This window comes from Mobilibacterium timonense, from assembly GCF_900155555.1.
GTDB lineage: Bacteria > Bacillota > Clostridia > Peptostreptococcales > Anaerovoracaceae > Allobaileyella > Allobaileyella timonense.
The window spans coordinates 320940-333185 of record NZ_FUHN01000006.1 but is presented as its reverse complement, the minus strand read 5'-3'; the positions used below and the strand labels follow the sequence as shown (position 1 = coordinate 333185).

Below are 12246 nucleotides of genomic sequence, written 5' to 3'. Positions count from 1 at the left end.
CAGATGCACCTACGCAAAGCCGCCACCTGCCGACCAGAGCCCTGAAGCGATTTTTCCAGCCAGCATTTCCACTAATTCGAGGTCGATCGGGTCTTCCAATGATTCAAAGGTGACTATGAGGTTTTCTCCAACCTTGATCCCGTTGCGCTGATACTCCATGATCTTCTTCATGTTTTTTTGCACGTAGTGCTGATTATCCATCATGCCAAAATGCTCCCAGAAGATTTCCTTCCTGTTCACAACATCCAGGATCGTAAAGTCCGGGAAGACAGGGTCGTCGGGCTCGTGACCCTCCAGCAGCAGAGGTCTTTCATAGAGGTAAAAAAGCCCCAGATCATCGAAGATCCCGGAGATCAGACACTCAGACTTCGAGAGCATTTTCTCGCCTCTGCGCGAGATATACACCTTCTCCCCCTCGCGGAATTTTCTCTTTTTGTAAGGCTGCGAAGCCCACTGGCGTCCATATTCCTGATCTGATTCCAGCTCGAGATCAAGCAACTCCCGTATTCTCCCGGGTACCATTCCATAGGCCGTCACGAGGATATTCTCGTAGTTCGATTTTCCTGCCTTCTTCAGCAACTTCAATTCCGCCTTGGCCAGTTCCAACACACACTTGTTATATTCTTTTTCTGCGAGGTCCTTCGCAAGCTGAAAATCAGAAACGGGAATGTATTTTCCAGAGCGATCCGAGAAAAGCCCTGAGTTCTTTATATCATCGCCAGAGGAGAAATGGAACCGCCAGATTTTGAGCCTTTTTGAGCCGTGATTTTATGGTTTTCCAGCAAAAGAATAATGTAATATTTCGAGACGTTTTCGCAGCAGTGTCTGGCCATAGATTTTTTGTATGACCAGGCCGACCGTGTACCAGCGCGAACATCTTCAGCGACAGGTCGACCGTGTACCAGCGCGCGTCTTCAGCGACAATACCGACTACGCACCAGCGCGCCGCGACCTGGGCGTCCGGCCCTGTGCCATCAAAGTCCCGCCAGCCCCACGTTGATCTGGAAGCAGTATTTTACAGTATCGCGGCAGATCTGCCTGTTGAGCCTCTCGAACATGGCCGAGCCCTGCTTTGCGTACTCGACAGCCGGATCCTTCTGACCCAGTGACATCAGCCCGATGCCCTTCCTCATCTGTTCCATGGCGTCCAGGTGGTCTGCCCACAGCCTGTCCACCACCTGCAGCAGAATAGACCGCTCGGTCAGATCGAACACTTCGCCTCCGAGGTCCCTGCGCTTCCTGTGATTTTTTATCAGTATATCGGTGATCTGCCGGATCAGCGAGTTCTCTTCGAAGCGCTTACGCTCCTCCAGGCTCTCCGGCTGAACGATGCTGATGTCCGCGAACTCAGTCTCGATCTCCTCCGCCAGCCGCTGAAAATCCCATTCCTCCGGGAACCTCGAGGCGCACGTCACCGAGGCGACGATGGACTCCGCGACCCTGCCGATCATGTCCTCCATTATGTCGTCTATCCCTCCGCCGGACAGGATGAGGTCCCGCTGGTCGTAGATGATCCGTCTCTGTCTGTTCAGCACGTCGTCGTATTTCAGGACGTTCTTCCTGATAGCGAAGTTGTTTCCTTCGACCTTTTTCTGGGTGTCGTCCATGAGCCGGAAAAGGGTCCTGGCGGTCTGTGGTCTCGCGTCTTGAGTTCCGTTTATAGTCATAAACGAAATCGTTTAACTTTGACTTACAGTTTTTCTGCATAAAAAAACGCAAAAGTTTGTATTTGCTTCTACGTTTAATGATACGCTTGTTTTTTTTGACAATATCAGATGGGCTGTATACAGTCATATCCGGTCACATTTTGTTATATGGATATATTACACATGATTTTTTTGTGACTCTTAGCCGAACGTCTCTCTCCCGCCATGCTCCCGGCCGCTACTCCTGAGGGACCTTTTCCCGGATGAACTCGCTGAACTTTTTCATGTTCTGGCTGTCGCTCTCCCCAACGTGGACGCACCACAGATTGCACAGGTCCTCGTCCTTCAGAGGGATGAAGGCCACATTGGCCGCCTGTGCCAGCTTGAGGTCCTGAGAAAGTATCATGACGCCGGCGTTCATCTCCACCTCGGAGAGGGCGGTGCTGAGGGAAGAAGCCTTATTGACGATCCGGGGCTTGAAGCCGCTCTTCATGCAGAGGCCGATGGTATCGTAATATCCGTATCTGGATTTGTTCTCGTCGATCACCACGAAGGACTCGTCCTTGAGGTCGGCCACCGATATAACGTCCCTGCCGGAAAGGGGATTCGACCTGTTGATGACGGCGCACTTCGGCACCCGGCCCATGATGTCCCCCTCCAGCCTGTCCCGCAGTGACTCCGGGAAGTGTGTGACCAGAGCGCAGTCTACCTTTCTCTCGAGGACCGCGTCGAAGGCGCTGCTCTCGCTGACCTCCACGAAGTTTATGTCTATGTCCGGATTTTCCTGGGAAAACCCTCTGAGGAGCTCCGCCCTCCTCCCCTGCAGTCCCTCCTCAAGGATCCCCACGGTCAGGGCGCCCTTCTTCATGCTCATGCTGTGGACTTTTTCCGTGATCTCGTTGTACTCGTCCAGGATCCGCCTCATGTTCGGCAGCAGGGTCTCGCCCGCCTCAGTCAGCCGCGGCCCCGGCTTTCCCCTCTCGATGAGTTTGGTCTCCAGCTCCGTCTCCAGACTCTCGATCATCCTGCTGAAGGCAGGCTGGGACATGTACATCTGCTCGGCGGCCCGTGAAAAGTTCATGGTCTCCACCAGCTTGCAAAATCCTTTTACCTGTCTTATATTCATCTGCCCCTCCGCCTTGTCTTTGTCAACACTATGGCTATTGTATCAGATTTTCGCATTGCGGAAACATGGACGCCGGGAAAAATACAGGCGGAACGGCGGCAGCCTGCGGGAGAGTTGAAAGCATACGTGAGAGCGGGGTCATGCGAACACCCGCCATTCTCCGACTCGCCGGCACGACAAAGCCGCGGCCCGGGGGCGATATGCCCCAGAAGCCGCGGCTCTGGTTTTTTCCATATAACTTGTATCTTATGCCCAGCCTGGGAAGATCGTGAGCAGCAGCGCTACGAACAGGGCTGTGATGGTGGTGTTCAGCACCGTTGTGATGAACACGTATCTGTAAGAATCCTTGATGTCCACCTCTGCGATGCCCGTGGAAATGATATATCCTGGGTTGGTCGGCAGAGTGTCCAGCGTCTGTGACGAGAATACCGAAACTCTGTGGAGAGCGTTCAGGCTCACGCCCATGCTGGTGAATGTCTTTGACAGATATGGCAGTGTTGCAGACAGTCCCGCAGGGCCGGATCCGGATGCACCTGTGATGATTGCAACGGCGAGAACGACCTTGAACAGGGCAGGTCCCTTCATCGACAGCAGCGCCTTTGTGAGCACTGGGAAGGCCGGGGATGCGGCAACGATTCCTCCGATGGCTCCCAGCAGTCCTACCTGGAGCACGAGGCTCGTGGTCTGGTCACCGACAGGTCCGAGGAGCTCCTTCAGGCCGGCGAGACCGCCGTAGTACTTATAAAAGAACACCAGTGCCAGGACGATGTTCAGCGCCATTGCGACAAGGATGTTCCATCCGAAGCCGTTGAACGTGATCAGCGTGGCCGCGATAGGGATGAGCGAGATGAACCAGTTAGGCGTCTTGACGTCTGTAGGACGTCCTGCCAGCTCCTTAGGCGCTGTGTAAACGTGGCCCTTGGCGATCTCCTTCTTGGAGATCACGTTCATGATGATGATGTTCATGGCCAGCACCAGCGCGCCTCCGAGGAATCCAGGGATGGCGGCTGCCATTGGAGATGTTCCCAGCATCTGGACGGCGATGACGTTCTGGTCAGAAGTGGTTCCAGGCATGCTGCATGCGGCCGTGGCCAGGGCTCCAAGAACTACTCCAGGGCCCATCTCTCTAGGGATGAGGGATTTCTCGAACAGGTCCATGGCGATCGGGAAAAGAATGAACATGAGGACTACAGGGTTCATGCCGCTGTAGGCCAGCACTGTTCCGATGACGTAGATGGTGATGATCGCGGCGATCGGGTGCATCGTGACGGTCTCACCCTCGGCGGCTCTCTTCCTCGCTCCGATCGTGAAAAGGTCGTACAGCGCATTCGCGATGGAGAGTGCGGCGCCGCTCTTGTTGTAGATGGCGGCGATCACGCATCCGCAGAGCACCGGTCCCAGCATGGCGGTAACATAGTTGCACACCGCCGGCACCATTACGCCGGTGAAGGTCTTGAGCAGCTCCATCCCGTTGAAGAGCGCGATGAGCAGCCCGCACAAAGGAGCAAGTATGATGGTGGAAACTCCCTTGTAGGCGCCGTAGATCAGCAGGGCGATCCCGACGACGATTCCGATAATCCCTAACATAAATCCAATTCCCTTTCTGTTTACGAAAAAAGCATCTTACGCAAGCCGTTGTTTATGCGACTTAAGTTATACTTAGGATAACCGTTTCGTTTTTTTAAGCGAAATGCAAAAATTGCAAGCAAATTATGCGAAATTTTTATAAAAAATATTTATGGAGTCACGGCGGCTTTACACAGCGCTCCTATTATTCAATTTTATCGCTGCACTCGCCTATGATGGCGATCGCGTTCAGACTTCTCTGGAACCCGATGAACGGAACGCAGGCCGAAACGACTTTTTTCAGGAACTCCGCGTCGTTCCCAGCCCTGAAGTTACCGGCGGTGTAGCCAACGGCCGGCCACGCCTCGCGCTCCCTTTGACAGTTCATACTATAGAGCAGAAATCATCCGGGGTAAAATGCTGAAAGCTGAATTTATTATAATCGGCAGTTATTGTGAGGGCAGCGGTGATGGAGGTCGGCGGAGAGGACGATCCGTGGCGCATTACGAGAGATCCCCAGAGAAAGACATTTTCGCTAACATAATGTGCGGAGGAAATTCGTGCTAACATAGCGCACAAGATAAGCACAATGATCAAATATTGAATTGACGTTTGTGCTAATTTTATATATTATATAAGCACGAAAGGCGGTGAACCCATGGACAATGCGAAGATAGTTTTGCGAGATGCCAGCTTACTCACAACGGAAGATGCAAAAAAAGCCGGAATATCCAAGTATAAATTCTATAAATTCCTGGAGGAGAACCAATATGAAAAGGTCGGCCATGGAATGTACGCTGCAAAAAATGAATGGGTAGATGAACTGCTGGTGCTTCATGAAAGATGCCCACAGGCTGTTTTTTCACACGATGAAGCCTTTTACTTTCACGGCCTGACAGACCGGGAACCTCTGACCCACACACTAACGATATACTCCGGATACAATGCCCATAGAATTAAATCTGCCGGATGCAAGGTCTACTTCGTAAAGAAAGAGCTGCTAAATGTCGGCAAAATAATGGTACTGGATAACTGTGGAAATGAGATTCCAATGTATGACCTGGAGAGGACGGTCTGCGACCTTGTCAGAAGTCGTAATTCGATCGAAGTACAGGACTTCAGCTCCGTACTTAAATCGTACGTTTCCAGGAAAGACAGGAACTTTAACAAGTTGATGAAATATGCCAGGTTGTTCAAAGTGAATAAAGTCATCCAGAACTATATGGAGGTGCTGCTTTAAATGTCATTAACACCAGAACAAGTAAAAGGGCGAATAAAAAACATTGCTGCGAAGAGTAATGCTGATGCACGTACGCTCATGAGAATATATATGATGGAGAGATTCCTTGAACGTTTAGCAAATTCCAGGTACCGAGATAACTTCATTATAAAAGGCGGAATTCTTGTGACCGCAATGGTCGGAGTTGCGCACAGATCTACGATGGATATCGATGCAACTATTAAAAACCTGAATTTGTCCGCTGAAGATGCATTAAATGTTGCGAATGAAATAATGTCCATCGATGTCGGTGATGACGTCACATTTGAGGTAATAGGAATTTCCACTATCATGGATGATATGGAATATCCTGGAATCCGTATTTCGCTCAATTCGTATCTTGGAAAGCTTGTGACTCCGATAAAGATCGATATTTCCACCGGAGATCAGGTTACGCCAAGAGAAACCGAATTCCATTATGATTTGCTTCTCGAAAAACGTTCTATTAGTTTATGGTCATATAATCTGGAAACGATCCTTGCAGAAAAGTTGCAGACCGTGCTTGCAAGGGGTGTATTAAACACCAGAATGCGTGATTATTACGATCTCTGGATGTTGCATTCTACTTATGAAGCAGATATCGATGCTCAAATTTTTCATAATGCATTTCTTCAAACTTGCAGGAAACGCAGGACAGAATATTTACTAGAACAATACGGCGAAATACTGTCAAGCATTGAGTCTGATGAGCGACTCCGGAACCATTGGGAATCTTATCGCATAAAATTTTCTTACGCATCTGAAATAACCTATCAGGACACGATAGACAGCATAAAGATATTAATAACATTGATAGCGAAAAACACAAAAGGAAGTAATGAAACCTGATCATCCACACATGATTTAGACGAATCAGAGAAAAAAACGAGGGAGACGGCAAATTGCCATCTCCCAAATAACAAAAAGTGTAGAATTCTACACTTTTTGTACTTATCCCTCCTGTATTTACTTTCCCGAGCACCCGTGCTTGTCTTCGTGACAGTGATGCTGTCCGTCGTGGTGACCACACCCATTTCCGTTTTCATGCTGCCCGCCATGGTGGCCGCATCCGTGTCCGTCGCCATGACCGTGGTCGTGTCCGTGGTGGCTGCAGCGGACCTCAGGGTCATAGTTCAGGTCTCCTGCCAGATACGCCTGAACTGCCTCGTCGGCACTTCCCGATGCGCCTCCAAAAAGCTTTATCCCTGCTTCAGCCATCGCTGCCTGAGCTCCTCCGCCGATCCCGCCGCAGATCAGCACGTCTGCACCTGCCTGTGCAAGAAATCCGCCAAGAGCTCCATGGCCCTGACCGTTCGTATCGACGACCTGGCTGTCGACGACTCTGCCATCCTCCACATCGTAGAGCTTGAACTGCTCTGTGTGGCCAAAGTGCTGGAAAATCTCTCCGTTGTCGTATGTAACTGCGATCCTCATCTGATCATCCGCCTTTCCTCTTATCTGCTGCATACCGGCGCCACCTGCTCCGGCGACTCTGCAGCACTTTCTGCCGCAGGCGCCAGCAGGACCGCCGTCGCACAGCACGTAGTTCCCTCCGGCGATAAGCAGGACTTTCCCGTTGACGATGCTGTCCGCGATTTTTTCTCTTGCCGTCTCATAGATGTCGGACACAGTGGAACGGGCAACGTTCATCTGTGCCGCGCACTCCACATGTGTCTTCTTCTCCAGGTCTATCAGACGGATCGCCTCGTACTCATCGAGCGACAGAACGACCTCCTCTCCGGAAGGGATCCCGTCCGGGGCAAAGCTGTCGTATGCCGGCTCCATGCATATTCTTCTGCATTTGCTGGGTCTTGCCATGCCGTCACCTCTTTTTATTTCTGACATATGTCAGAAATATTATGCCGCAGTTCAAGAAGAAAAGCAAGCGTCTACTTCGCCGCCTTTATCATCCGAAAAAGTCGTATCGCGGCCTTGTAATACAGCGGCTCTGCGTTTTCCAGCGCCTGGGACAGCATCATCGGCGCATCCACGGTGGTCATCAGGGACTGGATCCCGTGATCGTAGATCGCCTCGTATCCGGGACCCAGCGAGCCGCAAAGCGCAACCGCAGGAACTCCATGTTTCTTCGCCCGGTCTCCAACTCCCTGGAGCACCTTGCCGCAGCAGCTCTGCCAGTCGGTGCGGCCCTCTCCCGTGACCACAAGGTCTGTATCTTCCAGATAACTGTCAAATCCCACGAGGTCCAGCACAGTATCTATCCCGGATCTCATCTCCGCTCCGAGGAAAACCGAAAGTGCCGCGCCAAGTCCACCGGCGGCCCCGCTCCCGGGTATGGAGTCCGGATCGACGCCGAACCTTCGGATCATCGCGTTCCTGTAATTGATCATCCCTTTTTCCAACCGGTCGAGGACCTCAGGCGAACCGCCCTTCTGCCCGCCGAAGGTCATGGTGGCGCCATCGGGGCCGCACAGCGGATTCGTCACGTCGCACATCACAGCGACCGACACGTCGCGGATCCTCGGATCAAGGCCTGAGGTATCGATGTCTGCCACCTTTTCCAGCTCCTCTCCCCGGCCTTCCAGTTCACGACCGTCAACGTCCAGGAACCTGATCCCGAGGGCTCTTGCGAAGCCCATGCCGCCATCGTTTGTAGCGCTTCCGCCAATGGCCATGGTGATCTTAGATGCACCGGAATCCAGGGCAACACGAAAAAGTTCCCCCGTTCCATAAGTGGTGGTCTTCAGCGGGTCCCGCTCGTCCTCTGCGAGGAGCGGCAGGCCGGAAGCCGAGGCCATCTCGAATATGGCCTCATCGCCCGAGAGCCTTCCGTAAAAGGCTGTCTCATCCTCCATCAGCGGCCCGTGGACCGGAACTTCCACGCGCTCTCCTCCGCGCGCACGGATAACGGCCTCTGCCGTTCCCTCTCCTCCGTCAGCCATTGGAAGTGATTTCACGGTGCAGCCCGGAAAGACTTCCTCCGCGGCCCTCGTCAGCAATCGCGCGGTGTCGTCGCTGGAGAGCGAGCCCTTGAAGGAATCCGAAGCGAAGAGCAAATTCATCACAGCACCTCCAGCACCGCCGGGCCGCCGCCGACCTCCACGACGTAGAAGTCCGCGGGATAGCCGATCTTTTTCAGATAGGCATCTCCGACTTTTTTCCTGAACTCTTCGACTGCACCTTCCTCCACAATGGATACAGTGCATCCGCCGAAGCCACCGCCCGTCATGCGGGAGCCGATCACTCCGGGGAGCTTCAGGGCCTCCTCCTGGAGGGTGTCCAGCTCGGGTCCCGTGACCTCGTAATCCCGGCTAACGGAGATATGCGCCTCGTTCATGAGGCGGCCGAAGCCACGGATGTCTCCAGCCTTCAGGACCCGCACGGCCTCTCTGCACCTGGCGTCTTCGTAAATAGCATGCTTTGCCCTTCTCCTGATCACCGGTTCGCTGATGGCGTCCTTGTATTTCTCGAACTCCTCCGGAGAGAGGTCGCACAGGTTTTCGATATCCACTACCGTCTGGAGCTCCGCCAGCGCCTGCCTGCATTCCGACCAGCGCTGGTTGTATTGGGAATCCACGAGACTGTGTTTTTTGTTGGTGTTGCTTATCACTATCTTCATGCCGTCGAGCTTCAGCGGCACGCATTCATAGGAAAGATCGGACGTATCCAGATAGATGGCGTGGTCTTTCTTTCCCATAGCTACGGTGAACTGGTCCATGATCCCGCAGTTTATTCCGCAGTAGCTGTTGTCGGCCTCCTTGGAAAAAATCGCCAGCTCATGGTCCGCGATGTCCAGGCCGAAAAGTTCCCTGACTGCGAAGGCAGTGAGCACATCGAGGGATGCCGATGACGAGAGTCCCGCTCCTCCCGGAAGGTCACCGCATATAGCCATGTCAAATCCTGTATTCACCTGGTATCCGTGACTGAGCAGGGTGAACACCACTCCCTCAGGGTATGCAGTCCACTCTCTGCTGCGCCCGGGAGCCAGCTGATCCAAGGATGTCTCGACCACTCCCACCTCCGGCTCGTTCGCCGAGTAGAACCGAAGGATGCGGTCATTTCTTTTCCTGAACACTCCGTATGTTCCAAGAGTCAGCGCGCACGGAAAAACATGACCGCCGTTGTAGTCGGTGTGCTCTCCGATGAGATTCACCCTCCCGGGGGCGAAGAAGAGCTTTCCTCCTTCAGGCTCTCTGAAATTATCTTTGTAAGCGTGTAACGCTTTCTCTTTCATGTTTTCAGACATTTTCCTTCTCCACATCCCCGGAGGACTCGTCCTCTGCGCCTTCAACTTCTTTAATAATATAGATCCTGGAGTCGAAGTCCTGGTAGCACCGTGTCTGATCGTTCATCCCGGTCCCGGTATATGATCCTGTCAGGCTGACTCCCGCCTCCATCAGAGCCGCTCCGGAAAGCGATGTGTACTTTTCTTTTTCTCCGTCCATCTTGACGAATTTCGCCGCCACTCTGTGACCCAGGGAATCCTGGCGTATGTGGACCGGAGACTGTGTGTTGATAAGGTCTCCGAACCTGCGTATGTCGACCTTTCTCGGAATGTTCGAGAAGGAGTATCTCTTATCCGGGTCCAGTCCTCTGGCAACGAACCTATGGTACTGTACGTTCGGTCTGACGAGCGGCTGCAGTGTGAATCCCACAGCCCTGGACTTATCCGCAGAAACGCAGGTCCAGCTGTATTCCGCCGGAAAAGCATCTGTAGCTCCCGGATACCGGCTCGAGGTGTCACCGGAATTGAGCCACGCTGTTTCCATGCCGCGGTAGAAGTCCCCGAACTGGAGGACATCGCGCCACTTCTTGTACCACCTGATCTGGTTCCTGACCTCATCCAGCTCTTCTTTCCTCAAGTCGCAGAGGTTGAGCTCATAGCCCAGGAGCCCGAAGGCGGCGACCCCGAATCTCGTCTCCAGCGGTGTCGCCCTCAGTGTCTGATGGTTCGGGCTCGCTGAAACGTGGGCTGATACCACCGACTGCGGATAGCCGTAACTGTATCCCTCCTGGATCGCTGCTCTGCACAGCGGATCCGTGTTGTCGCTGGCCCATATCTGAGGAAAATAGCACAGTATCCCAAGGTCCGACCTGCAGCCGCCGGACGCGCATCCCTCGAACAGGATGTCCGGGAAGCTTTCGACCAGACGTCCCATGAGCCTGTACAGCCCGCAGATGTACCTGTGGAACACCTCTCCCTGACGTTCTGCCGGCAGGTACTGTGAGAAGGCATCGGAAAAGATCCTGTTCATGTCCCACTTGACATATGAGATATCTCCCGATGAAAACACGCTGGTCATTGTCTCTGTGAGGTAGTCCACCACATCCGGGTTCGTCAGATCCAGTATCCTCTGGTTTCTCCCTTCGGAATGGGCCCGGCCCGGTATGGCAAGCGCCCATTCCGGGTGATTCCGGTACAGGTCGCTGTCCACGTTTACCATTTCAGGCTCCACCCATATGCCGAAGTCCATGCCGAGAGACTTTATCTTTCCTGACAGCCCTTTCAGGCCGCCCGGAAGCTTCTTCCTGTTCTCGGTCCAGTCTCCCAGGGAAGACGTGTCGTCATTTCTCTTTCCGAACCAGCCGTCGTCCAGCACGAAGAGCTCTATTCCCGCGTCGGCCGCCGCCTTTGCCAGCTTCATCAGCCGGCCCTCGTCGAACTGGAAATACGCGGCCTCCCAGCTGTTCAGGAGGACAGGTCTCTCTTTGTCTTTCCACTTCCCCCTCACGATGTGCTCGCGAATAAACCTGTGCATGTTGAGACTGATGCCAGTCCAGCCTTTTCCTGAAAATGTGAGCACCGCCTCTGGGGCCTGGAACGACTCCTGAGGCTCCAGCGTCCAGGAGAAGCCGCGTGGCTCGATGCCCGTTAGGATCCTGGTCTTGCCGTAGGCGTTCACCTCTGCAAGCTCACAGTGGTTACCGCTGTATATGAGATTCATCCCTATGCACCGGCCGTGATCCTCTCCCGCATCAGGAGAGCTGAACATCACGAAAGGATTCGCCCTGTTTGAGGACGCTCCCCCACAGGATGATACCTGGTGCTTTCCGGCCGACACGACGGTATCCACACGGTCCATCTCCCGCGCCCAGGCACCTGTGAATGTGCTCATGACGTAGCCGGATCTCCTCAGATCCAGCTGGGCGCTCATGAGACGCTCTACGCAGACTACCGAGTCGCTCTGGTTCAGGAGCCTGGCGCTGCGGCAGACGACGTCTTCATTTTCGTAAACGTAATAATGGAGCTCGAGAGCCAGGTCCCCGGCGGCATCCCGAAGTATAACACACAGGTGTTCTCCCGGCTCCATGCCGTAAGACCCCGGAAGATCGTCGTAGGACTCCTTTTCCTGAAGCACCTCCGCCTTCTCGAACACGAAGTCGGTGGTCCTGCTCCCGTCGGAACGGATCACCTCAAGAAACGGCTCCCTGATGTCGCCCTTGCCCTCTCCTGACACTTCAAGGCATGTGTCTTCCAGAAGCAGGGTCTTGTCATCCTGACTGTAGACGATCATGTTGCCGGTCTCGCAGCCCCTTTTCTCGGAAAAGGCCCTTGCCTCTTCTCCGGTCACGCCGGGCAGCAGAGCGCCGTAATAGAGGTGCTCCAGGTGGCCCGACGGAAGCTTCTGAAACATGTATGTGGTGTTTCTGGTGCTCAAGCAGAAGATGCTCTGGTCCAGGATCTTTATCAC

11 protein-coding genes are annotated in these 12246 nt (G+C 53.7%); 2 read left to right on the top strand and 9 right to left on the bottom strand.

Annotated features, from left to right (window positions below; genetic code table 11):
- Positions 1–9: 9 nt before the first annotated feature.
- From BQ7382_RS02420 to BQ7382_RS09580, 5 genes are all read right to left on the bottom strand, one after another.
- Positions 10–585, bottom strand: a complete 576-nt coding sequence (locus BQ7382_RS02420; RefSeq protein WP_159437203.1) for a hypothetical protein — start codon at positions 583–585, stop codon at positions 10–12.
- A 389-nt stretch (positions 586–974) separates the two neighbouring features.
- Positions 975–1667 carry a hypothetical protein gene (locus BQ7382_RS02415; RefSeq protein ID WP_077390539.1) on the bottom strand — a complete coding sequence of 231 codons (693 nt, stop codon included), beginning with the start codon at positions 1665–1667 and terminating at the stop codon, positions 975–977.
- Between the two features lie 217 nt (positions 1668–1884).
- On the bottom strand, positions 1885–2772 hold the full coding sequence (locus BQ7382_RS02410; RefSeq protein WP_077390538.1) for a LysR family transcriptional regulator: 888 nt from the start codon (positions 2770–2772) through the stop codon (positions 1885–1887).
- A gap of 246 nt (positions 2773–3018) precedes the next feature.
- Complete coding sequence (locus tag BQ7382_RS02405; protein WP_077390537.1) at positions 3019–4359, bottom strand: GntP family permease; 1341 nt, start codon at positions 4357–4359, stop codon at positions 3019–3021.
- A 184-nt stretch (positions 4360–4543) separates the two neighbouring features.
- A complete protein-coding gene (locus tag BQ7382_RS09580) occupies positions 4544–4726 on the bottom strand; it encodes a hypothetical protein (RefSeq protein WP_077390536.1) in 183 nt (60 codons plus the stop codon).
- A 270-nt stretch (positions 4727–4996) separates the two neighbouring features.
- On the opposite strand from BQ7382_RS09580, the gene BQ7382_RS02395 reads away from it, so the two are divergent.
- Both BQ7382_RS02395 and BQ7382_RS02390 read left to right on the top strand, forming a co-directional pair.
- Positions 4997–5578: a type IV toxin-antitoxin system AbiEi family antitoxin domain-containing protein gene (locus BQ7382_RS02395; protein WP_077390535.1), complete on the top strand. Its 582-nt coding sequence runs from the start codon at positions 4997–4999 to the stop codon at positions 5576–5578.
- Complete coding sequence (locus BQ7382_RS02390; RefSeq protein WP_077390534.1) at positions 5579–6445, top strand: nucleotidyl transferase AbiEii/AbiGii toxin family protein; 867 nt, start codon at positions 5579–5581, stop codon at positions 6443–6445.
- A gap of 117 nt (positions 6446–6562) precedes the next feature.
- On the opposite strand, the gene BQ7382_RS02385 is transcribed toward BQ7382_RS02390, so the two are convergent.
- Genes BQ7382_RS02385 through BQ7382_RS02370 form a run of 4 tightly spaced genes read right to left on the bottom strand, consistent with a single transcriptional unit; the run spans position 6563 to position 12246 of the window.
- Positions 6563–7441, bottom strand: a complete 879-nt coding sequence (locus BQ7382_RS02385; RefSeq protein WP_331465906.1) for a DUF134 domain-containing protein — start codon at positions 7439–7441, stop codon at positions 6563–6565.
- 44 nt (positions 7442–7485) lie between these two features.
- Positions 7486–8616, bottom strand: coding sequence for a glycerate kinase family protein (locus BQ7382_RS02380; RefSeq protein WP_077390532.1), 1131 nt, complete (start codon positions 8614–8616; stop codon positions 7486–7488).
- Positions 8616–9800 carry a galactokinase gene (locus BQ7382_RS02375; protein WP_235847919.1) on the bottom strand — a complete coding sequence of 395 codons (1185 nt, stop codon included), beginning with the start codon at positions 9798–9800 and terminating at the stop codon, positions 8616–8618. Before BQ7382_RS02375 ends, BQ7382_RS02380 begins: the two co-directional genes overlap by 1 nt.
- Positions 9793–12246, bottom strand: a complete 2454-nt coding sequence (locus BQ7382_RS02370) for an alpha-galactosidase (RefSeq protein WP_328587310.1) — start codon at positions 12244–12246, stop codon at positions 9793–9795. The genes BQ7382_RS02375 and BQ7382_RS02370 overlap by 8 nt, the downstream gene beginning before the upstream one ends.